This is a genomic window from Streptomyces milbemycinicus, from assembly GCF_002154605.1.
Taxonomy (GTDB): Bacteria; Actinomycetota; Actinomycetes; order Streptomycetales; family Streptomycetaceae; genus Streptomyces; species Streptomyces milbemycinicus.
Genome location: NZ_MUNE01000442.1, coordinates 1 through 22436 on the forward strand (window position 1 = coordinate 1; position 22436 = coordinate 22436).

The 22436-nt window shown below is 69.0% G+C and carries 16 protein-coding genes and 1 pseudogene; 3 read left to right on the forward strand and 14 right to left on the reverse strand.

Annotation, left to right across the window (positions count from 1 at the left end; translation table 11 throughout):
- The 14 genes and pseudogenes from CCN51_RS32405 to xynC form a co-directional block, all read right to left on the reverse strand.
- Positions 1-602: ATP-binding cassette domain-containing protein (locus tag CCN51_RS32405; protein ID WP_143675949.1), on the reverse strand; the 602-nt coding region annotated here is incomplete at its 3' end.
- A complete protein-coding gene (locus CCN51_RS32410; RefSeq protein ID WP_014173070.1) occupies positions 599-1657 on the reverse strand; it encodes an ABC transporter ATP-binding protein in 1059 nt (352 codons plus the stop codon). The genes CCN51_RS32405 and CCN51_RS32410, both read right to left, overlap by 4 nt.
- Before the next feature lie 13 nt (positions 1658-1670).
- Entirely contained in the window at positions 1671-2366 is a 696-nt protein-coding gene (locus CCN51_RS32415) for a GntR family transcriptional regulator (RefSeq protein ID WP_014173071.1), read from the reverse strand.
- Positions 2356-3261, reverse strand: coding sequence for an ABC transporter permease (locus CCN51_RS32420; RefSeq protein ID WP_014173072.1), 906 nt, complete (start codon positions 3259-3261; stop codon positions 2356-2358). The genes CCN51_RS32415 and CCN51_RS32420 overlap by 11 nt, the downstream gene beginning before the upstream one ends.
- On the reverse strand, positions 3248-4195 hold the full coding sequence (locus CCN51_RS32425) for an ABC transporter permease (RefSeq protein WP_014173073.1): 948 nt from the start codon (positions 4193-4195) through the stop codon (positions 3248-3250). Before CCN51_RS32425 ends, CCN51_RS32420 begins: the two co-directional genes overlap by 14 nt.
- Positions 4196-4240: 45 nt before the next feature.
- Complete coding sequence (locus CCN51_RS32430) at positions 4241-5518, reverse strand: NAD(P)/FAD-dependent oxidoreductase (protein WP_014173074.1); 1278 nt, start codon at positions 5516-5518, stop codon at positions 4241-4243.
- 5 nt (positions 5519-5523) lie between these two features.
- Complete coding sequence (locus CCN51_RS32435; RefSeq protein ID WP_014173075.1) at positions 5524-6192, reverse strand: haloacid dehalogenase type II; 669 nt, start codon at positions 6190-6192, stop codon at positions 5524-5526.
- A 41-nt stretch (positions 6193-6233) separates the two neighbouring features.
- Positions 6234-7652 (reverse strand): ABC transporter substrate-binding protein, encoded by a 1419-nt coding sequence (locus CCN51_RS32440; protein WP_158104720.1) that lies wholly within the window; start codon positions 7650-7652, stop codon positions 6234-6236.
- Positions 7653-8085: 433 nt separating this feature from the next.
- A complete protein-coding gene (locus CCN51_RS32445; protein WP_043485990.1) occupies positions 8086-9234 on the reverse strand; it encodes a cation diffusion facilitator family transporter in 1149 nt (382 codons plus the stop codon).
- 160 nt (positions 9235-9394) lie between these two features.
- Complete coding sequence (locus tag CCN51_RS32450) at positions 9395-10690, reverse strand: MFS transporter (RefSeq protein ID WP_043488637.1); 1296 nt, start codon at positions 10688-10690, stop codon at positions 9395-9397.
- Positions 10691-10931: 241 nt separating this feature from the next.
- Positions 10932-11609: an ArsR/SmtB family transcription factor gene (locus CCN51_RS32455; RefSeq protein ID WP_014173079.1), complete on the reverse strand. Its 678-nt coding sequence runs from the start codon at positions 11607-11609 to the stop codon at positions 10932-10934.
- A gap of 170 nt (positions 11610-11779) precedes the next feature.
- The gene (locus CCN51_RS58105; protein WP_043485992.1) at positions 11780-11983 is read right to left on the reverse strand and encodes a hypothetical protein; all 204 of its coding nucleotides are present in this window, start codon (positions 11981-11983) and stop codon (positions 11780-11782) included.
- Between the two features lie 67 nt (positions 11984-12050).
- Positions 12051-12683 (reverse strand): annotated as a pseudogene (locus tag CCN51_RS60195) (YcaO-like family protein); the annotation flags it as partial.
- Between the two features lie 60 nt (positions 12684-12743).
- A complete protein-coding gene (gene xynC / locus CCN51_RS32465) occupies positions 12744-14042 on the reverse strand; it encodes a glucuronoarabinoxylan endo-1,4-beta-xylanase XynC (RefSeq protein WP_043485994.1) in 1299 nt (432 codons plus the stop codon).
- A 387-nt stretch (positions 14043-14429) separates the two neighbouring features.
- Here xynC and CCN51_RS32470 point away from each other — a divergent pair, with 387 nt between their 5' ends.
- The 3 genes from CCN51_RS32470 to CCN51_RS32480 form a co-directional block, all read left to right on the forward strand.
- A complete protein-coding gene (locus CCN51_RS32470; RefSeq protein ID WP_086013631.1) occupies positions 14430-16244 on the forward strand; it encodes an ABC transporter ATP-binding protein in 1815 nt (604 codons plus the stop codon).
- A 166-nt stretch (positions 16245-16410) separates the two neighbouring features.
- Positions 16411-17991: a helix-turn-helix domain-containing protein gene (locus CCN51_RS32475; protein ID WP_014173083.1), complete on the forward strand. Its 1581-nt coding sequence runs from the start codon at positions 16411-16413 to the stop codon at positions 17989-17991.
- 436 nt (positions 17992-18427) lie between these two features.
- On the forward strand, positions 18428-22436 hold a 4009-nt coding region (locus tag CCN51_RS32480; protein ID WP_245881719.1), incomplete at its 3' end, for a phage tail protein.

A 22436-nucleotide genomic window follows, 5' to 3' on the forward strand; every position in this document is an offset into this window, starting at 1 on the left:
GGGTCGAGCGCGGAGGTCGGCTCGTCACAGATCAGCAGGCGCGGGCGGAGCAGCAGGGCGCGAGCCACCACGAGCCGCTGGAGCTGGCCGCCGGAGCATTCGCCGGGGCGCCGGCCGAGGAACGAGGCGTCGAGCCCCACCTGGTCGAGGACCTGGAGAATGCGCTGATGGCGCTCTTCCCGAGGGCCCAGGCCGTGCTGGGCGAGCGGTGCGTCGAGGCTGGTGCCCAGCCGCATCCGCGGGTCCAGTGCGGCGAACGGGTCCTGGAAGACCAGTTGCATCGAGCGGCGCAGCACCTTGCGGTCGCGCCCCCTGGTCCGGGCGACATGGACGCCGTCGAAGAGGACGCGCCCGGAGTCGACCGGGGTCAGCCCGAGCATGGCCCTGGCCAGCGTGCTCTTGCCACAGCCCGACTCACCCACAAGACCCAGGACCTCTCCGGGGGCGATGGTGAAAGACACATGGTCGACCGAGCGGACGTAAGCCTTGCCGCTGAACACCCCGCCCCTCACCGGGAAGTGTTTGACCACGTCCTCCACGGTGACGAGCGGCTGTCGCGCCGTGAGGTCGGGGGCGCGGTCCGCTTTCGCGAGCGCCCTCATACGCCCACCGCCTCGCCACGGAGTTCGGTGCCGTGCTCGGACGCCCAGCAGCGGCAGCGGTGTTCACCACCGCAGGTGTGCAGTGGCGGCTCGGCGCCCGAGCACCGGCCGGCGATCCCCAGGTCCTGGGAGAGCGGACATCGGGGCTGGAACCGGCATCCGTGGTCCAGAGCGCGGGACTGTGTCGCGCTGCCCGGGATGGCGAAGAGCTTGCCCTCCTCGGACTGGAGCAGCGATGCCTTCAACAGGGCGCGGGTGTACGGGTGTTCGGGGGCGTCGAAGACTTCCCGTACCGATCCCTCCTCCACCACACGCCCCGCGTACATCACGGCCACCCGGTCGGCGATCGAGGTGACGATGGTGAGGTCGTGCGTGATGAGCAGCACGGCCATACCGGACTCGCGCTGCTTGTGGCGGAGCAGCCGCAGGATCTGGGCCTGGACGGTGGCGTCGAGAGCGGTGGTCGGCTCGTCGGCGATCATCATGGCGGGGTCGGCGGCGAGGGCTGCCGCGATCATCACACGCTGGGCCATTCCGCCGGAGAGCTGGTGTGCGTACGCCGAGGCTCTGCGCTCGGGTTCGGGGATGCCGACGTCGCGCAGGAGTTCCACGACCCGTGCCCTTGCCTGGCGGCGGCTGAGCCCTCGGTGCAGCCGGAGCGGTTCGGCGACCTGGCTCCCCACCGTGCAGGTGGGGTCGAGCATGGCCTTGGGCTGCTGGAAGAGCATGGCGAGCCGGTGGCCGCGAACGCGGTTCATCCGCTTCGGCGGCAGGGTGGCCAGGTCCTCCTCGCCGAGGGTGATCCGGCCGCCGGTGACCCGGGCGCCGGGCGGCAGCAGCCCGATGGCGCTCAGCGCCGTCATGGTCTTGCCGGAGCCCGACTCGCCGACCAGCGCGACGATCTCGCCGCGCCGGACGGTCAGGTCGAGGCCGTCGACCGCGGGGGTGGCGGAAGCGTGACCGGGCTCTGAGAACTCCACCCGCAGGCCCCGGATCTCCAGCGCGGTGTCGCCGGTGGTCTCGGGGGTCGGCGGGGGGCGGTATGGCAGGCGCATGTCCGGGGTCCTTTCAGCGTCGGACCGCGCGAAGGCGGTTGCGCACGGTCACGGTGGCTTCTTCGAAGTGCTGGGCGAGGGTGGCCAGCGCGGCGGCGACGTCATCGCCCGCGATCAGCCGCGCCAGCTCCCGGTGTTCGTCGACGAGGTCGAGCCGCGCGGGGTCGGCATCGGCTTGGAGGTTGAGACACAGCCGGGTCTCGGCGATCACGGTGTCGAACATGCGGCGCAGGCGGGGGCTGCCGGCCGCCTCGATCACCAGGGAGTGGAACCGCACATCGAGGTCGGCCACCTTCGACCAGTCACCCGTGCGCGTGGCACGGGCGAGCTCGTCCACCGTCTCGTCGAGGGCCGACAGCAGGCCGGGCGGTCTGGGCGCGGTGATGACCCGGCGGAAGGCCGCGGCCTCGAGCGCCTCCCTGGCGTAGTAGATGTCGAGGACGTCGGCCTCGCCGAGCAGCGGCACGAACACCCCGCGATGGGGCTCGCTCAGCAGCAGTCCCTCATGGACGAGGCGGGCGAGGGCCTCGCGCACCGGGCCGCGGCTGACCCCAAGGGATTCGGCGAGTTCGGCCTCGCCCAGCTGGGAGCCGGGCGGGAAGGTGCCGGTGAGCAGCCGGGACCGGATCTGCTCCACGACCTGTGCGGCGAGCGTGGTGCGGCGGACCGGGGTAGCCGACGGTGCCGCCGGCGTGGAGTCATGAGGCATCCGTCCTCCTCTTGCGCTTCAGTTCCATGCCGTGGCCGATCAGGGTGACGCTCAGCGCCGTCACGAAGATCGCGGCGCCGGGGGCGATCACCAGCAGCGGGAGGCGTTGCATATAGGGCTGGGCGTCCAGCAGCATGGCGCCCCAGTCGGAGTCGGGCGGCTGCACGCCCAGCCCCACGTACGACAGTCCGCCGACGGTGATGAGCTTGTGGCCGAACCGCAGAAAACCCAGGGAGAGCACGGGCCGCAGTGCATTGGGGATGACATGGCGGAAGACGATGAACACCTTGGAGCAGCCCAGCGCCTCGGCGGCCTCGATGTACTCCCGGCTGTTGATCTCCAGGGCCAGGCCGCGCATCAGCCGGGCGAAGGGGGTCCACCCGACGATGGTCAGGGCCGCGATGAGCATGCCGTAGCCCGTGCCGAAGGCCGCGATCAGGAACAGGGCGACGATCACATCGGGGATGGAGATCAGCAGATCGGTGGTGCGCATGACCACCTCGTCCACGATCCCGCCGCGCCGCGCGCTGAAGGCTCCGATCACCGTGCCGATCACGGCGGAGAGCAGCAGGGTGACCGCCGCGATGGACACCGAGAAGCGCCCGCCGTACATCAGCCTGCTGAGAATGTCCCGGCCCAACTGGTCCGTGCCGAGCAGATGGTGGGCACCGGGCCCGGACAGCCGCTGTCCGAGGTCCTGGTGGGCCGGGTCGTACGGTGCGATCCACGGGGTGAGCAGCAGGACGGTCAGCACCAGGGCCAGGACGACGGCGCCGATGCGCAGCGTCCAGTGCCGGCCGGTGACCGCGCGCAGACCGGTGGCGGTCAGGTGCGCGAGGCGCCGGGGTGCGGTGGAGGGTACGGGATCACGGGAAAGAGAGCTAGACAGCGCCATCGCGTACCCTCACGGCCGGGTTGATCAGTGCGTACAGAAGGTCGGTCACGGTGGTGATCAGGACCGCCAGCGCCACGGTGCACAGGATTCCGCCCTGGATCAGCGGGACATCGTGGTTGACCACGGCGCTGTAGACGAGCCGGCCCATTCCGGGGATGGCGAAGATGACCTCCACGACCACCGATCCGCCGAGCAGCCCCGCGAACCACAGGGAGAACAGCGTCATCACCGGCAGCAGTGCGTTGCGCAGCCCGTGCCGCAGCAGGGCCTGGCCTCCGCTCAGTCCCCGGCTGCGGGCGGCGGTCATGTACGGCGATGCCAGGACATCGCTCATCGCCGCTCTGGTGACCTGGGTGAAGTAGGCCATGGGCCGCAGGGCGAGGGTGAGGGCGGGCAGGATGATGGAGGTCGGGTCGCGCCATCCGGCCGAGGGCAGCCAGCCGAGGTAGCGGGAGAAGACCAGCACCAGGATGGGGGCCAGCCAGTATTCGGGGACGGCGACGAAGCTCTGCGTCAGCAGGGTCACTCCGTTGTCGACCCGTTTCCCCGGCCGCATCGCGGCGAGCGTGCCCAGGGGCAGGGCCGCGAGGAAGGCCAGCCCGATGGCGATGACGGCCAGGGTGCCGGACACGCCGATGGCGGTGCCCAGCAGTTGGTCGACCGGGGTGCGGCTGGTGAAGGACATCCCGAAGTCCCCACGCACCGCCCGGCCGAGCCAGCTCAGATACTGCACGAGGATCGGCCGGTCGAGCCCGAGCTCGGAGCGCAGGGCCGCGATCGCCGAGGGGTCGAGGGCCTGGTCGGAGACTCTGGACCGCAGGATCGTCCGGACGGGGTCGCCGCCCGAGGCGTACGGGATGGCGAAGGTGGCGGCTGATACGGCGAGCAGGGTGATCAGCAGCACCAGAAGCCGCCGCACGATGAATCTGACCATCGTTCACTCCTCCTTTCCGGGCTCTTCCGGCAGGTGGGCGGTGGGCTACTTGATGATGTCGAGGGCCCGGTAGTAGGCCCCGGCGAACGGCAGGAACCAGGGCGGCCCGAAGTGTCCGGGAACACGTGGGAACTTCATGCCGCGCCAGATGTTCGCCTCGGGTCGGCCGTCCATGACATCGGCCATCTGCCGGCCCATGTGGGTGGCCATCTGGACCCCGTGGCCCGAGTAGCCGACGGAGTAGAACAGACCGTCCCGCTCGCCGGAGTGCACCATCTGGTCGAGGCTGATGTCGACGAGACCGCCCCACAGATAGTCGATGCGCACGCCGTCGAGCTGCGGGAACACCGAGAGCATCCCCTTGCGCAGAATCTGTCCGCTCTTCCGGTCGGACTGGGGATTGGACATGGCGAACCGCGCCCGGCCGCCGAACAGCAGCCGGTTGTCGGGGGTGATGCGGAAGTAGTACAGGATGTTCTTGGAGTCGGAGGCCATCCGGCGGGTGGGCATGAGCTCGTCGACCACCTCCTGCCGAAGCGGTTCGGTGACGATGATGAAACTGCCGACGGGGATGATCCGGTTGCGCAGCCAGCGGAACGGGGACCCGGTGTAGCCGCTCGTGGCGACCAGCACCTGATCGGCGCGGAGGGTGCCGACCGGGGTGGTCAGATCGTGCGCCGTACCGCTGACCCGGCGGGCCCTGGTGACCGGGGCCTTCTCGAGGATCCGCACCCCCTGAGCGGCGGCGGCCTCGGCCAGACCGCGGACGAACTTGCCCACGTGCAACCCGGCGCCCTGAGGGTCCGCCATCGCGCCGTGGTAGTGGTCGGATCCGACCTCGGACCTGATGTCCTTCTTGGGGATCAGCTGCGTGGGGTAGCCGATCAGGTCGGCGAGTGCTTCATGGGTGCGGGCCAGCCGCTCGTAGTGCGCGGGCTTGGCGGCCAGGTTGAGCTTTCCGGTGCGGGAGAAGTCGCAGTCGATCTCCTCCTCCACCACCAGCTTCTCGACGGTGTCGATGGCCTCGTTGTAGGCCAGGTACGCCGCCTTGGCGGTCGGGATGCCATAGCGCTGCACGGCGGTGAGGAAGCCGATGGCCAGCCCCGTGGTGCACATGCCACCGTTGCGCCCCGACGCTCCCCAGCCCACGCTCTCCTGCTCCAGTACGGTGACCTGGGCGCCCTTACGGGCCAGGTGCAGCGCGGCGGACAGTCCGGTCAGCCCGGCCCCCACGATCGCCACATCGGTGCGGCCACCGACCTCCGCCGCGCTGCGGTCGGGGCCGGGCGGGGCCGTGTCCAGCCAGTACGGAACGGTTTTCACCGTGCTCACAGCCCGAGCAGCGCGGGCAGTTCGGACAGGGCCGAGACCTCGTGGTAGCCGTAGTACGGCACGCTGGGCTCATAACCCCGGTTGACGTAGACCTTGTTGGGGATCCGCAGATCGTGGGCCGGGATGAGGTCGTAGCGCAGGCTCGAGGACACATGCAGGATCTCACCGGGGTCGCAGCCCAACTCCTCCAGCATGTACTCGAACGCCTGGAAGCGCGGCTTGTACGCGCGGGCCTGCTCGGCCGTGTACACGGCGTGGAACGGGGCGCCCAGCTTCTCGACGTTGCCGCCGATCTGGTCGTTCGCGGCGTTGGAGAGGATGACCAGCGGATAGCTGTCGGCGAGGGTGCGCAGCGCGTCCGGCACATCGGGGTGCGGACCCCAGGTGGGCACGGCGGCGACGATGGCCGCGCCGTCCGTGTCGCGGTACTCGATGTCCCACAGGTCGCAGGCCCGCTTCAGGGCGTGCCTGATGACGTCGGGGTAGAGCTGGTAGGCGCCCAGCACCTCGTCGATCCGGTACGCCTCGAAGTCGTCGAGGAAGTCCTCCATCCGGTCGGCCGCGACGCGATCGGCGAACAGCTCACGGGTGAGGGCGGACATCCCGAAGGCGGTGAGGGTGCCGTAGCAGTCGAAGGTGATGTACTTGGGCCGGAAGTCGATCACAGCGTGCTCCTTTGGGTGGTGCGGCGTCACTTCGTGCCGAGTTACTTCGTGCCGAGGGAGAGGTTCGCGGTGAGGGTGTAGTACGGGTGGACGGCGAAGCCCTTGAGGCCGGAGGCGACGGCGACGGACTCGGTCTCGTGGACGAGGAAGACATCCACGGCGCGGGACTGGAGCTCCGCCGCGACCTTGGCGTAGTCGGCGTAGCGCGTGTCGGGGTCCTTCGCGGACGCTGCCTTCTTGATGAGGCCGTCGGTCTTCGGATCGCAGTAGTGCGAGAGGTTGTAGCTGCCCTTGCAGGTGTAGTCCGCGGTCAGATAGCCCAGCGGGTCGGGCATGTCGCCGAGGTGGTTGCGGGAGAGCAGGGCGGCATCGAAGTCGCCGGAGAGCAGGTCGGGTTCCACCGAGGCGTAGTCGGCGGTGCGGATGCTCGCCTTCACGCCGATGGCCTTGAGTTCCTGCTGGATGATGGCGGCGAGATCGGAGAAGCCCGATCCCTCGTTGTAGGCGATCAGGGACACTTTGATCGACTCGGGCTTCACCCCGGCCTCGGAGAGCAGGGCCTTGGCCTTGGCCGGGTCGGCCTTCACCGGGGCGGCCCCGTCGGGTGTCCAGGGTTCTCCGGGGCCGAACGGGCCGACGGCCTGCTGCCCCGCTCCCTGGTAGACGGCGTTGGTGATCGCCTTGGTGTCGATCGCCGCCTGGAACGCCTGCCGCACCTTCTCATTGTCGAAGGGGGCTTTTTTGTTGTTGAGGACGAGTTCCGTGGTTCGGGGAAGTTGTTCGGTCAGCACCTCGACGGAGGAGTTGCCCTTGAGGTCCTGGACGCTCGGGACGGGGAGCTTTCTGGATATCTGGGCTTCCCCGGTCTGTATCTGGGTGGCCCGTTTGGCGCCGTCCGCGATGAACCGTACCTCGGCGGAGGCCAGCTTCACCGGGCCGTTCCAGTACTTCGGGTTGCGCTTGAGCTGGATTGCCTGTTGGGGGATTTCCTTGGTGATACGGAACGGACCGGTACACGTTCCTTCGGGGTTGGTCGACGATCCGGTGTATGCCTTCGGGGCAAGGATTCCGGTGTTGGGGGCGGCGAGCCGGTAGGGCAGCAGGGCGTCGGGGGCGGGGGTGGTGATCCGCACGGTCGAGCCGTCCACCGCTGTGACTGCGGCGATCGTCTCGGGCGAGAAGCCGGGGGCCGGAGTCTTCGCGGCGAGCGCGTGTTTCAGGGCCCCGGCCACCGCTTTCGCGTCGAGCGGGGTGCCGTCCTGGAATGTCACTCCCGGGCGGAGGGTGAAGTCCCAGGTCGTCGGGCGGGTCTGTTTCCAGGAGGCGGCGAGCATCGGTTTGATCCCGCCACCCGTCTGGTACTTCACCAGGGTCTCCAGGCAGCCCGCCTTGCTGAGGACGAAGGAGTCGTCGGTCTCCAGGGCCCAGTTGGCGGCCGGCGCGAACGGTTCGTCGACCACGATGGACCGAGCGCCTGTTGCGCCGCCGCCGCTGGAGGTCTGGCCGCCCATTCCGCAGGACGTGAGCGTCAGGGTCGTTGCTATCAGTACTAGGGCCAAGCGCGGTTTGTTCATGGGTCTCACTGATCCGATTGGGGTTACTGAGACTTCCCAGCCGTTCGGGGAGTCGGCGCGGCCGAGGATGGCCGGAATCGGGGAGGTGGCGCTTGGTTGACGAAGGTAAGCGGCGATGATGGCGCTGTCGATAGGTTGTCGATGATATTTTGTAAACAACCCATTGCCGTCATGTCACCTGCTCGCCGAAGCCGGAATGTGCGGGCGGCAGCCGATTTCCCGGAAAAGGGCATGCCGAATAGATCCAGGACCCTGACGCCAATTGGTCTGGACGAATGCCTGATATGGCGGCCCCGGCCGTGTCAGCCGGGGCCTGATGTCATGTCATGTGGTGGGCGAGCGCCAGATGAGGGTCGTCCGCGTCCGGCCCGAGAGCCGGGTCGGTGTGCACCAGGGCGGCGGTCAGCCGGGGCACCGCGTGAATCAGCGCATGCTCGACGTCGACCGCCACGGCATGCGACTCCCGTACGCTCAGCCCTCCGTCCACCTCGACCGTGGCCTCGGCGCGCAGCTTGTGCCCGATCCAGCGCATCCTCAGCTCACTCACGTCGCGCACCCCGGGAACCTCGCGCACCGCGGCCTCGCCCTTGTCGACGAGGGTGGGGTCGACGGAGTCCATCAGGCGGCGGAAGACCTCGCGTGTCGCGTCCTTGAGGACGAGCAGGATCGCAGCCGTGATGAGCAGGCCGACAATCGGGTCGGCGAGCTGCCAGCCGAGCGCGGCGCCGCCGGCGCCCAGCAGCACGGCGAGAGAGGTGAAGCCGTCGGTGCGGGCATGCAGTCCGTCGGCGACCAGGGCCGCCGAGCCGATCTTCCGCCCGACCCGGATCCGGTAGCGGGCCACCCATTCATTGCCGATGAAGCCGACGACCGCCGCGATCGAGACGATGCCCAGATGGGAGATGTCGCGCGGATTCATCAGCCGGTCGATGGCCTCATAGGCGGCCAGTGCCGCCGAGGCGGCGATGGTCAGGACGATGACGATTCCGGCCAGATCCTCGGCCCGCCCGTAGCCATAGGTGAACGTACGGTTCGCCACACGCCGCCCGAGGACGAAGGCCACGCCGAGCGGAAGTGCGGTCATCGCGTCGGCGAAGTTGTGGATGGTGTCGCCCAGCAGCGCCACCGAACCGGAGATGAGGACGACCACGGTCTGGAACACCGCGGTGGCGCCCAGGATCGCCAGGGACAGCCAGAGGGCGCGCATACCCTCGGCGGACGACTCCATCGCGGAGTCGACCTTGTCCGCCGCCTCGTGCGAGTGCGGCTTCACCATGTGGGTGACCTGGTGCTTCCAGCGGGACCAGCGGCCCTCGCCGTGGCTGTGGCTGTGGCTGTGGTCGTGATCGTGGCTGCGTCCGTGGTCGTGGTCGTGGTCGTGGTCGTGCCCATGGTCATGAGCTGATGCATGGCCCTTGGGGTGGGCATGTGCTGGAGACGGGGGATGGGGGTGTTCGTGGGCCTTCATGCGTGGCTCACCTCTCAGGAATGTCGCCGCGGGAGAGTGATGTCAGGGCGCCCTCCTTCTATTATGTGCATACGCGTGCACCAATGCACTTGTGGGATCACACAATGATTTCGTGACTACCCAACCGGGAGTTCCCAGCTCCGGCAGAAGTGGGGTTGGCTCATCGGCTGCTCGCGGTCGCGGCGATGGCGGGCAGGATCGCGAGGGCGAGGACGCCACCCGTGAGCGCGAGGATGGGGTAGCTGGCGGTGGCGACGACGATGCCGGAGGACAAGCCGCCGGTGGCGCCCGCGATGGCGATGGAGACGTCGACCGTTCCCTGGGTCTTGGCGCGGGTGGCGAGTGGCACGGTGTCGGTGATGATCGCCGTGCCGGAGACGAGGCCGAAGTTCCAGCCGAGGCCGAGCAGGGCCAGGGCGAGCGCGAGGAGGGCGACGGAGTCGCCGGGGGCGGTGGCGGCGAGGATGCCGGCGGCCAGGAGGGTGAGGCCGGACGCGGCGGCGATCTTCGGCGGGCCGTAGCGGTCGACGAGCCGGCCTGTGATCGGTGAGGGCAGGTACATGGCGCCGATGTGGATGGCGATGACGAGGCCTGAGGCGGCGGTGCCATGGCCGTGGTCGTGCATATGGACCGGGGTCATCGTCATGATCGCGACCATGACGAGCTGGGTGAGGATCATGACGAGCGCGCCGAGGACCACGCCTCCGCGGCGTTCGTGTGCGGCGTCGGTGGCTGGGGACGTATCGGTGGCGGAGTTGCTGGACTGTTCGGCGGCGGCGAGGGTGCGGGCCGTGAGCAGCGGGTCGGGTCGCAGCCAGATGGCGAGGACGAGCGCGGCCAGGGCGTAGGCGGCACCGCCCAGCATGAAGGGGCCGGCCAGGTGGGGGATGCCGAGGGTTTCCGCGAGGTCGCCGGTGGGTGCGGCGAGGTTCGGGCCGGCGACGCCGCCGAGGGTGGTGGCGACCAGGACGGTGGACACGGCGCGGGCGCGGTGGTTCGGCTGGGCAAGGTCGGCTCCGGCGTAGCGGGCCTGGAGGTTGGTGGCGGTACCGGCTCCATAGACGAACAGGGCGATGAACAACAGGACGGAGGTGTCCAGAACGGCGGCGGTGATGACTCCGGCGCTGCCGATGGCTCCGGTGAGATAGCCGGTGGCCAGGCCGGGGCGGCGTCCGCGGGCTTGGGAGATGCGACCGACGGCGACGGCGGCGAGTGCGGACCCGGCGGTGAACAGGCCGCTGGGCAGCCCGGCGAGGCTGCTGGTGCCGAGCATGTCCTGGGCCAGCAGCGCGCCGACGGTGACACCGGCGGCGAGTCCGGCCCCGCTGAGGATCTGGGAGGCGACCAGGACGCGCAGGATGCGGCGCTGTGCCTGGGCGGTGTGGGTGGTCTCGGGGGTGTCGGGGGTGTCGGATATCGGGCCCGTGGTGTCGGCGTCTGGTGCGGGTCTGGTCATGTCTCTTCCGGTGGCGGTGGGTGGGGCGGTGGCGTCTCGGAGCGGCGACCTGTGCCCGGGGCTCGGCCAGCGCCTGCCGGGCTCGGCGCCGTAGGGGTGGTTGCTGGAGGGGTTGCCGAAGAGGTCCGTCAGGTGCGGCACCAACACCTCGACCACGCGAGGGTCGGCGGGGGTGGTGGCGTTGCAGTCCAGGTAGACCGGTCCGCCGGCCGGCCCCGGAGGTAGGGGCGGGGGCCGCCGTTCATGCCAAGCCCCCGGAGTCGACGGGCAGTTCGGCAAGCCGCCACTCCAGCATGCCGTCATTGAGGCGGACGGCCCGCCGCCCGAGGTCGGTCAGCAGCCGTACGGCGTCGTAGGCGAGCACGCAGTACTCGCCCCGGCAGTAGACGACGATCTCCGTCTCCTCGGGCAACTCGCCGATCCGGCGAACCAGTTCGTCGATCGGGATGGACACCGCGCCCGGGATGTGCCCGGCCCGGTACTCCTCCGCCGGCCGTACGTCCAGCACCACCACGTCCCCGGCCGCCACGCGGGCGCGCAGTTCCTCGTGGCCGACCTCCACCGCGCCGTCCTCACCGAGATAGGCGTCCCGGGCCGCGGGTACGGCGGCCTGGTGGGCCTCGGCGACCTTGCGCAGCAGCGCGAACAGCTGGGCCACGTCGTCGCCGGCGAGCCGGTAGTGGATGCGTACGCCCTCGCGGCGGGTGGCGACGAACCCGGCTTGCTTGAGGGTCTGCAGATGCGCTGAGGCCGTGGTCAGGTTCAGCCCCGCCGCCTTGGCCAGGGCATCGACCGTGCGCTCGCCCTGGGCGAGCAGATCGAGCAGTTCCAAGCGCTTTCCGCTGGCCAGCGCCTTGCCGCTGGCTGCGAAGGCGTCGTACAGCTGCGCCTTCGCACTGGCCGTGGTGCTTCCCGCCATGGGCTTCCTCCATAAATCCATGGAATATCGTAGAAGATGGCGGGAGTGGTGACCACCCGCCTGTGGAGGACGAGCACGCGATGGTGCGCTGCGACATCGCGTGCCGCAACGCCGTCTACGCCGTCACCTCTGAAGTTCGCGCTCGCGCAGGGCAAAGGGTTCGACGGTTTTCAGCCGCGCCAGCGGGAGGACAGGATCGCGCTGTCGAACTGATCGGTGCCCCAGCGCTCCGTGAAGTAGGTGTGCAGCCGGGCGGAGGAGACCCGGGAGACGGGATAGCCGAGCCGGCTCAGCTCGCGGTTGAGCCGCAGGGCCCGGACCACGATCCGCTGGGCGCACACCCAGGCCGGGGTCGCGCGCAGCAGTTCCAGCATCAGGTCGTCGGGCGGTACGCCGGGGGCCCAGCAGAAGCCGCGGACCAGGGCCGCCGCAGACTCGGGCGTCGCCCGCAGGCCGACCGGGCTCGACCAACACCGGCTCGGTGCCGGTGAGGGTGGTGACGCCCGCCGCGACGGTACGCGACTCCTCGGCGAGATCGTGGCCCGTCTCCCGAGGCCGGAGGGGCACGGTCCGCAACGACGGTGCCAACCGAGGGGCGCCCTTCGCCGGGTCCGCCTGGAGAGCGTAGAGCCGGTCGCTGAGATCGTCCCTGGAACCGCTGATCACGGTGAGCCGTCCCTGAGCGGCCTCGGTGAGCGCGCGGGCTAGCGCCACCTCGGGCGCGCCGTGGCAGCCGGATCCGGGCACGACGACCGGCAGATCGGGCGACCAGACGCTCACGTGGTAGCACGGAACGCCGGTGCCGCCCTCGCCGGGCGGCCAGGTCGCGTCGAACGCGGTGACGGAGACACCCGCTGCGCCGAAGCGGTCGAGCAGTTCCGCGCAGTCGGGGTCGTCCACGGAGGGCAGGTCGAGACGGGGGCGTTCGGCCCTGGGCAGTGTGGTCAGCCGCGCCACGGCGTCCCGTTCGATCACCTCGTACAGCGCGTGAAGGGCCGCCTCCGCCGTTGAATTCCCGCTGGCCAGGCCGTTGGTGGAAGTTGCGAAGGGGTGGTGGGTCCACTCCCGGCGCACCCGGCCGTCGAGACCCGCCAGGCCGACCGAAACCGATTCGAAGGTTGACCGTGGTTTGCCTCACCCGGTCACGAAGGTTGTCACGCTTCGCGCGGGAAGCTGGCCCGTGAAGGAGCCGTTCGACACGCTCATCGCGCCCAGAGACGCGAGGTTTCTGCTCGCGTCCGTCAACCAGGACGACACACTGGACGAGGTGTTGTTCACCAGGGTGAACGGCTGGCTCACCGACGAGGTCCCCTTGTTGATGGCGATGATGACCACTTTGGAGTCACCACCCTTGTACGCCAAGACGTAGAGGTTCGACTGGGGATTCGAGGTCGCGTCGATCCGCACATATCCCGGGCGGACGAATTTCGAGAAGTGCGCCATGGTGGCGCCGCGCTTGCTGATTCGCCCGTCTTCCCTCATGGGGCCGTAGCTACGCCTGATGTACCACCACACATACGCCTGGAACTCGGCGTCCACCAGGGCATGGTGGATATGTTCCGCCACGTCGAGCGCTTGGGGCCAGAGGTCCGCCGAATCGCTGCTGTTGGGATAGTAGACCTCGGTCATCCAGAGTTCTTTGCCCCTGCCCTTTTCCTTGAAGAGGGGGTAGGGGAAATTCTGGTACGGCGTGCCGTAGAGATGAGCCCCGAGAATATCCAGGTTGGCGAGCGCTGTCGGGTCGTTGAGAATCGGATCCGAGAAGCTCTTCACATACTGGAAGGACTCCGGCGCGATCACCTTGATCTCGATCGAGCCGGCGTTCTCGCGCAGGAAACGGATCATCTCGGTCGGAGTCCACCACGTCCAGTCATGCGCGTAATCGGGCTCGTTCTGCACCGAGATGGCGTACAGGCTCACGCCGTTGTCCTTCATAAACCTGCAGAAGTCGTTCAGGTGCTGCGCATAAGCGCCGTACATGTCGTACCGGAGCCGCTTTGCGTTGGACTGATCGCCGTGGACGAAGGTCTCGACCATCTGAGCGGGGGGATTCCACGGCGACGCGATGACGGCCGCCCCGTACTCGATCGCACGCTTCGCCGTCGCCACCTCGCGGCTCCAGTCCGCTCGGTTCTCGTGAACGGGGATTCTCAGCACGGAAAACCCAAGCTGCCCCTCGCCGTTGCCGAATGCCGTGTCTCTCTGGGCAGGTGTCAGATCGCTGATCCAGACCGTGTGGTTCATACCACCGAAGCCCCGGATCGTCTGCCGCACGGCCGACGGGTCGACGATCACAGTGGCAGCCGCCGCGGATGCCCCCACGGCAGGCGTCGCGGCCACGAGAGCCGGTAAGGCACTCATCGTCGCCAGAACGGACCTCCGGCTTGGGAATTCCGGTCCCTTGGCTGCGGATTCATTCTGACGTGACACCATTTATTTCTCCTCCCGAGTGTTTCCTCGACGCAGTGTTGTCATGGATGCCATTTTTCCGCATTGAGTTTTCCCGAGCTTGGGAGCGCTCCCATCGCCATTCGCACGTTAACGGCGTGACTCGCCACCGTCAACCTGCGCCGCCAGTTGGGCGGTCGGCGGCGGCGACCGCACATCTCCAAGGTCACTGCCCCTCCGACACGGGACTGGGGCCGCAGCCGGCAGGGAGGGGATCATGCCTGACCGTCGGAGGTTGTCGCACCTGTGTGCGGCCTGCCGATGGCTGAGAAAAACGCTTGGACGCCGCGGGCGTCGTCACGGGACACTGCGATTTCGGGCCGTGGCGTGGGAAGCATCTGATGGGCTGCCACACGACAACCCAGGGGTGGGATGAAATCATCTGAATCGCGCGAGGTCCCGCCGGGCAGGGGCTCGGTGATCCTCGCGCTTCGTTACTACGGACGGGAGTTGTCCCGGCTCCGGCGGGTGACGGTGCCCGCGATGCTCCTGCCCGCGTTGGGCAATATCGGCATCAACTACATCGCGCCGCTGATCGTCGCGAAGCTCGTAGCCCGAATCGCCGACGACAGCGGTGTCTCGATCGGCTCGACACTGCCCTACGTTCTCGGCTTCGTCGGCGTCCTGCTGCTGGCGGAGTTGCTGTGGCGTATCGGCATACATTGTCTGAACCGCGTTGACGCGCACGGTATCGAACACCTGTATGTGATCGGCATGGACGAGTTGTTCGCCAAGGACGCGGCGTTCTTCCACGACAACTTCGCCGGGTCGCTGACCAAGCGGGTCCTGAGCTTCGCCTCCCGCTTCGAGGAGTTCATCGACACCCTGACGTTCTCGGTCGTGGGCAGCCTCGTACCGCTGGTGTTCGCGTCGGTGGTGCTCTGGAGTTACGACCCGCTGCTCGTTGTCGGGCTCTTGGCGATGATCGCGCTGACGGCGCTGTGTGCGGCGCCCCTCATCCGCCGCCGCCAGAAGCTCGTTGATCAGCGCGAGGAGGCGATCGCCCGGGTGGCGGGGCACGTCGCCGACAGCCTGATGAACATGGACACGGTCCGGGCGTTCGCCGCCGAGGAACGGGAGGCCGCGGAGCATCGGTCCCGCGTCGCGGAGTCGCGGCGGCTCTCGCTGAGGTCGTGGGACTACGGCAATCTGCGCATCGACACGCTGGTCGCGCCGATGTCCGTGCTGACCAACACGCTGGGCCTGCTGCTCGCGGTCGCGCTCGGCGGGGGCAGCCACGGTGTGGAGGCGGTCGTGGTCGCCTTCACGTACTACTCCAACGCGACGCGGATCATGTTCGAGTTCAACCAGATCTACCGCCGTCTGGAGAGCTCGATGACGGAGGCCGCGCAGTTCACCGAACTGCTGCTGACGTCGCCGACCGTGCTCGACCCGGAGTCGCCGGAGCCGCTGCGGTCCGAGGGCGCCGGTGTCCGCTTCGAGAAGGTGGCCTTCGCCCACGCGGGCGCGGAGACACTTTTCGACGGCCTCGACCTGGCTGTGCCCAGCGGGACGAGGGTCGGTCTCGTCGGCCGGTCCGGCGGGGGCAAGACCACGCTCACCCAACTGCTGCTGCGGACGACGGACATCGAAGCCGGCCGGATCCTGATCGGGGGGCAGGACATCAGCAGGCTGCGCCAGGCCGACCTGCGCAGCCTGATCGCCTATGTGCCACAGGACCCGGCGATGTTCCACCGCACACTGCGGGACAACATCGCGTTCGCCCGACCGGACGCCACCGACTCCGACATCCGGCGCGCGGCCGAGGCGGCGCATGTCACGGAGTTCGCCGATGCGCTGCCGGACGGCTTCGACACCATGGTCGGCGAGCGCGGTGTCAAGCTGTCCGGCGGACAGCGCCAGCGGGTCGCTCTGGCCAGGGCGATCCTGCGCGACGCGCCGATCCTGCTGCTCGACGAGGCGACCAGCGCCCTGGACTCCGAGAGCGAGGTCCTCGTCCAGGAGGCGCTGTGGCGGCTCATGGAGGGGCGGACGGCGCTTGTGGTGGCCCACCGGCTGAGCACGGTCGCCGCCATGGACCAGGTCGTCGTCCTCGACCGCGGACGGATCGCCGAGCAGGGCACACACCAGGAACTGCTCGCGTCGGACGGCACCTACGCGAAGCTGTGGCAGCACCAGGTGGGCGGTTTCCTCGATGACAGCCCCGCACCGGCCGACCTGCGCTGAGCCTCGCGTCGGAAGGGCGCCCAACCGGCCTACGAAGACGACTTCCGGGCCGCTGCCGCCCCATGCCATCTGGCCTGATGCGTACACCGCTCCCCCAAGTCCCGTGAACCGGTCAATAAAGTACGTCGGCAGGCGGACCGCGGGGGGGGTGAGGAGGAGCACTGCTGTGGAGGCACGGGCGCACGCCGGGTGGCTGGACGAGTTGCTGCACGAGGTGCGGCGGCAGATGGCCCGGAGGACCGGGGCGGATCCACGGGCGGTTCTCGACTGGCTGAGTCGGCAGATCGACGCCGATATCGCGCTGGTCGGGAGTGCGGGCGCGGTGGAAACGGCCACCGCGCGCTTCCCACGGCAGATCCTGCCCTCGCTCGAACCCACGCTCGCGCGGCTCGCCGGTGGGCAGATGGCCGCGGCCGCCACCGAGGCCGGAGCTCTTCAGGTGCGTTTGGAGGCACTCGGCCCCCGCGCACCACGCCCGGTCCTGGTGGTGGCCGGCACCTCGGCGCCCACCCCCGACGCGGCGTCACTGGTCTCGCACGCAGGGAGCGTCATCGCGCTCCTGGACCGGGCACAGGACGCCGACACCACCTTCCGCGGCTATCAGCACAAGGCGCGACAGCTGCGGTTCGCCGTGTTCAGCGCCCTGCTGGCGGGGGACATCACACTGGCCCGACGGATGACCACCGGCGCCGTCCCGGCGCTGCTGGACGCCCAACGGCTGCGCGTCTATCTGCTGCAATGCACCCCCGAGGACCGTGACCGGCTGGCGCAGATCCACCAGGACGGATCGGGCTATCACGGCACGGGGCTGATGGTGCACTGCCCGGCCTTCAAGGAACACCTCATCTGCCTCGTCGCCGAAGATGCCGACGGGGCCGACGGGGCCGACGGGGCCGACGAGACCGAGGTGGCCGACGGGGCCGACGCCGACCCCGAGACGGCCCACGGTCAGGGCACGGTGCTGCGCCGCCTGGTCCGGGAGAATCCGCACTACGCGCTGGGCATCAGCAGCCCGTACCCGCTGGGCGCCACCGCCGAGGCGTACGGGCAGGCCCTGCACGCCCTTGCCGCGGCGCGTCATACACCCGAACGGGTGGGCGCCTACCTCGGCCGGACACCGCTGGTGCCACTGCTGCCCCACGAAGACGCGGGCACCTGGGCCCGCGCCTTCCTCCGTCCGCTGGGGTCCACGCCGAGGGCCACCCTCGACATCACCCGGCTCGCCGTCACCTTCCCCAGATCCGCCGTGGCCCGGCTGCTGGACATCAGCCGCAACACCGTCTCCCACCACCTCAGGCGGGTGGAGACAACTCTCGGCCTCGACCTGAGCGACGTCCGCACCCGTGCCGCCCTCGACCTGGCCTTCTGCCTGTCCCCCGGGCCGCAGTCGGACGACAGCTTGGGCGGCTCCGGCGGCTCCGGCGGCTCCGGCGGTGCGTACGGGCGGCCGACGCCCACCCTGGACGAACTGCTGCGCACCGAGCCCGCTCACGCATGGGCACGGGAATTCCTCCGCCCGCTCCAGGACACCCGTGGCCGCGATCTGCACACCACCCTGTGCGCCTGGATCGACGCGAACACGGACGCCCAGCGGACCGCCCGCCACTTGGGCCTCAGCCGGAACACCGTCAGGGCCCATCTGCGCGCCGCCGAACACCTGCTCAGCCGCGACCTGCTCACGACCGGTTCCGGAATCCACGACCTGGTGCACGCCCTGCACATCACCGGTCTGCCCTCGGCGGGCTGACTGCGCACCGTGCACATCTCGTGGCCACACGGTGCGCACCGTGCACCGTTGTCCGCCCCGCTGATCCGCTTTAGCGTCACTTCTGCCGCACAGCGCGGGAACGAGGCCCCGGCTCCGACCGTGACGACGGCCTGCATCACCACGTGGGGAGTGATGCAGGCCGTCGCCATACGCTGTCGCGCCTCGCAGGGAGACGGTTCAGGAACACGGGGGTGACGGTGCCGTCACGCCCGTGCTGCCACCCTTCATCGGGGGTGTCGACAGGACACCGAGTTCCTGTCGGCACCGATATGCCGTGGGAGGGTTCCGTCCGATGCCACCGCCAAAGGCTCTCGCGCTGCGGCCAAGGACGGCGAAGACGGCACCTGTCCCCACTCAGGACCGGCCGGAAGTACGCAGCCCCGCAGGACCCCACTTTCCTCCGTCCAATGCGGCGGTGACGGCCGCTTTGGCCGGCGGACACGGGGCCGCGCCGCTTCCGCCTTTATCAGCGCTATCAGCCCCGTTGCCGCCCGTCGGGCAGGATACGGTCGGCAATGGCGCGATCGCGGCGGCTCGATCGGCACCAGTGAACACGCCGGAGGCGGAGCCTGCGCCGGCTGCCGCGGCCTCCGGCGCCGCGCCGGATGTGCAGGCGCGGCCCGGCCCGAGCGCCGATCCGAAGTTCGCGACGCTGAAGAAGGACGTACAGCGCAAGAAGCGGTCGGTGGCGAGCTCCCATCCGCCCCCGAAGGCGGAAGCCGGGGCCGCGCAGGACGCCGCCCGGCCGCCCAAGGACGACGAAGAGGCACAGGGCAAGACCGCCAACGCCGAGAAGATGAACGAGGCCCAGCCGAAGGACTTCGACAAGGACGCGTTCATCAAGGCGGTCGAGAAGGCGATCGCCGAGAAGGCACCGAAGAACCTCGACGAGGCGGACAAGTTCGCCGACTCCGGCAAGGCCGACGAGGTGCGGGCGGAGGTGCACGGCAAGGTCGGCGAGGGCAAGGCGGACTCGGCCGAGCAGATCTCCACGACGACCGCCGCTCCCCCGGACACCTCGGCGGCCGTGCCCAAGAAGGTCGTGCCGATGACCCCGGACCGGCCCCCGGGGACCCCTGGCACGCCGAATCCGGGGAACGCGGTGCCGGACAAACTGCCGCCGTCGGCCACCGACTTGTCCGCCGGCCCCGCACAGGTCGACCGGCAGATGACGGACGCGCAGGTCACCGAGACGCAGTTGAAGAAGTCCAACGAGCCGACGTTCAAGAACGCCCTGGGCGAGAAGAAGGCCGCCGAACAGCACTCCGCGGTGGCTCCCGGCCGGATGCGCGGGCACGAGAAGAAGGAGCTGCGCGCCGCCACCGCGCAGGCCCAGCGGCTCGGCGCCGCCGCCATGGGCGCGATAGGCGCCCAGCGGGTGCGGACCGGGCAGCAGGTCGGTGCGGGCAAGACGGGTGCCAAGGGCCGGGACGAGGAGAAGCGGGCGCAGGTCACGGCGGTCCTGCAAGGGGTCTTCGACACCATGAAGAAGGAAGTCGAGGCGATCCTCGACGGCCTCGACAAGCTGGTCGACGACCAGTTCGGCAGAGAAGAGAAGGCGGCGCGGGACGCGTTCACCGCCGAGCACAAGCGGAAGATGGAGGAGTACAAGGACCGGCGGTACTCGGGCTGGACAGGCAAGGCGCGCTGGGTCAAGGACTTGTTCGCCGGGCTCCCCGCCGAGGCCGACAAGATCTTCGAGGCGGCGCGCGACAACTACGTCCGCCGAATGCGGCAGGTCATCTCCGACGTCGCCGACACCATCGGCAGCGAGCTGAACCGGGCGAAGCGCCGCATCGCCCAGGGCCGGACCGAACTGCAGGCCGCCGTGCGCAAGCTCCCGGCCGACCTGCGGTCCATCGGGCAGCAGGCGGCGGCCGAGTTCAGCGACAAGTTCGACGAGCTCACGCAGTCCGTGGACGACAAGGGCACGCAACTCGTCGACACGCTCGCCACCAAGTACACCGATGCGCTCAAGTCCGTCGACGACGAGATCGCCGCGGAGAAGGAGAAGAACAAGGGCCTCGTGGCCAAGGCCGTGGACGCGGTCAAGTCCGTCATCAACACCATCCTGGAGCTGAAGCGGCTGCTGCTGTCGGTCCTGGCCAAGGCCGCGTCGGCGGTCATGCTGATCCTCAAGGATCCGATCGGCTTCCTGCGCAACCTGGTCTCGGCCGTCGGCGCCGGTCTCAAGCAGTTCCTGGCGAACATCGGACGCCACCTGCAACAGGGCATCATGTCCTGGCTGCTCGGCAAGACCGCCGAGGCGGGCATCGAGCTGCCGTCCAAGTTCGACGCCCAGGGCGTGCTGCGGATGCTCGCCAGTCTGCTCGGGCTGACCTGGCAGAACATCCGCGCCCGGATCGTCCGCAAGGTCCCGAAGATGGAACCGGCGGTCGCGGCGGCCGAGACCGCGGTGCCGCTGGTCGCGGAGGTCCGTAAGCGGGGCGTCGCGGGGATGTGGGACGACCTCAAGACGCGCGTGGGCGACCTGAAGAAGGACCTGCTGGACAAGGTCATCGCCTACGTCACGCCGACCATCGTCGTCGCCGGGATCATGTGGGTGATCTCGCTGCTCAACCCCGCGTCGGCGTTTGTCCGGGCGGTGAAGCTGATCATCGACATCGTGCGCTTCATCGTCACCCAGGCACGCCAGATCATCGAGTTCGTGGGCGCGGTGCTCGACGCGGTCATCGCGATCGCGAGGGGCGGCAGCGGCGGCGTGCCGGGCATGATCGAGCGCGCGCTGGCCCGCTCCATCCCGGTGCTGCTGGGCGTCCTTGCCGCGATCCTGGGGGTGGGCGGGATCGCGGCCCGCGTCAAGCAGATCGTCCAGGCGATGTCCAAGCCGGTGGACCGGGCGGTGGACTGGGTGATCGACAAGATCGTGGGCCTGGTGAAGAAGCTATGGTCCAAGATCAAGTCCGCCTTCGACAGAAAGAAGCCCAAGCCAAAACCGAAGCCCAAGCGCCGGCCGGACCGGAAGCGGCCGGGCAGGCCACGTCGTCGGAGGCGTCCGGACCAGCGGCGACGTCCGGACCGGCGGAGGCCGAAGCGGAAGCGCGACCCGAAGAAGAAGCGTCCCGACAAGCGATCCAAGAAGGACATGCTTCGGGCCCTCGACGCCGCCGTGCGTGACGCGACGCGTCTGCTGAACGCCAAGTCGGCGACGGAGGAGACCATACGGCGAGGGCTTCCGGCCATCAAAGCGCGCCATCGCCTCTCCAGCATCGAACTCGAAAAGTCGGCCCGAAACACCTATTTCATTACGGTCTCCATCAACCCCAAGAAAAAGACCCCGTTCAAGACGCTCTTCCCTTACAAGATCGGCAAGGCTGCGGCGTCGACCGGGCTCACCGATGCCGGCGTGTCGGTCGGCGCCCTGCATGACATCGGCAATCCCATGCGGGAGAAGTACGCGGCCGCCTTCGTCATCAACATGGTGGCGACGCCCAACGAGGTGAAGGCGAAGCCGAGGATCGCCGCACGCTATCTCGAAGAGGCGTGGACCGGCTCCCCCGAAAAGAAGGTGGCCTGGGCCAGGACCGCCGTCATCATCGGCGTCAACTCCGCCGAACGCCTGGACCCGAAGCGTTCGAAGAGTGGCGTCCCCGCGATCTCGCAAGCACTGGGGGCGATCCTGCGCCCGGACAAGCTGCGCATGATCGCGTTCGGCTTCGTCTGGACTCCGGAATGGTTCGATATCAACAGCAAGAAGACCGTTCCGTTCAGCACGGTGAAAAACACGTACGACGGCTTGGACGACACGCACAAGAAGGCCGCACGTGACGAGGAGGGGAAGGGCATCGGCAGCAAGCGGGCGAAGGCGGTGCCGTACGGGCTCCTGCGCGGGCACGTCTTCACGTCCACGCACACCAAGCGCGCGGTCACCGTCCTCAGCAAGGTCAACCAGCAGGTGCAGGTCCTGAGCCAGGACCCCGACGGCGGCGTCCGCGCCCCCAAGGGCCGCGGCGTGCTGGCCGCGTATGACCAGATCCTCCGCACCATCACCGGCGATCCGGTCATGATCGTCGGCGGCTACGACTTCGATGAGCTCAAGTGGGAAGAGGGCGCCCAGGAGAGGGTGGTCCAGCTGACGCAGCTCGCCAACGCGATCGACCGGGCGGTCCGGGCGGCCGTCGCCCGGCACATCCCGGAGATGACGTACCCCACCGAGCCCAACACCCTGGTCAAGGTCTGGGACAAGAATCGCCGGAACGGCGTTTTCCAGATGATGCAGAATCGGGCCGACGAGGCGGCCAAGGACGCGCTTCCCTTTGGTTTCGGCGAAGGGGAAGGGCGCAGTTTCCGCAAGTGGCTGTTGCGTCTCTACGGCAACGCCTTCTCCATCGTCCATGACCAGAGCGCATCCGTCAGCAGCGACGCGAAGCTGAACGACCCCGGTCGCAAACTCGCGGTGCGCG

Excerpts from the sequence above, each read along its gene's own strand:
- CCN51_RS32410 (WP_014173070.1), bottom strand. The coding sequence starts at position 1,657 with ATGCGCCTGCCATACCGCCCCCCGCCGACCCCCGAGACCACCGGCGAC.
- CCN51_RS32415 (WP_014173071.1), bottom strand. The coding sequence starts at position 2,366 with ATGCCTCATGACTCCACGCCGGCGGCACCGTCGGCTACCCCGGTCCGC.
- CCN51_RS32420 (WP_014173072.1), bottom strand. The coding sequence starts at position 3,261 with ATGGCGCTGTCTAGCTCTCTTTCCCGTGATCCCGTACCCTCCACCGCA.
- CCN51_RS32425 (WP_014173073.1), bottom strand. The coding sequence starts at position 4,195 with ATGGTCAGATTCATCGTGCGGCGGCTTCTGGTGCTGCTGATCACCCTG.
- CCN51_RS32445 (WP_043485990.1), bottom strand. The coding sequence starts at position 9,234 with ATGAAGGCCCACGAACACCCCCATCCCCCGTCTCCAGCACATGCCCAC.
- CCN51_RS32450 (WP_043488637.1), bottom strand. The coding sequence starts at position 10,690 with ATGACCAGACCCGCACCAGACGCCGACACCACGGGCCCGATATCCGAC.
- CCN51_RS32455 (WP_014173079.1), bottom strand. The coding sequence starts at position 11,609 with ATGGCGGGAAGCACCACGGCCAGTGCGAAGGCGCAGCTGTACGACGCC.
- CCN51_RS58105 (WP_043485992.1), bottom strand. The coding sequence starts at position 11,983 with ATGCTGGAACTGCTGCGCGCGACCCCGGCCTGGGTGTGCGCCCAGCGG.
- xynC (WP_043485994.1), bottom strand. The coding sequence starts at position 14,042 with ATGGTGTCACGTCAGAATGAATCCGCAGCCAAGGGACCGGAATTCCCA.
- CCN51_RS32470 (WP_086013631.1), top strand. The coding sequence starts at position 14,430 with ATGAAATCATCTGAATCGCGCGAGGTCCCGCCGGGCAGGGGCTCGGTG.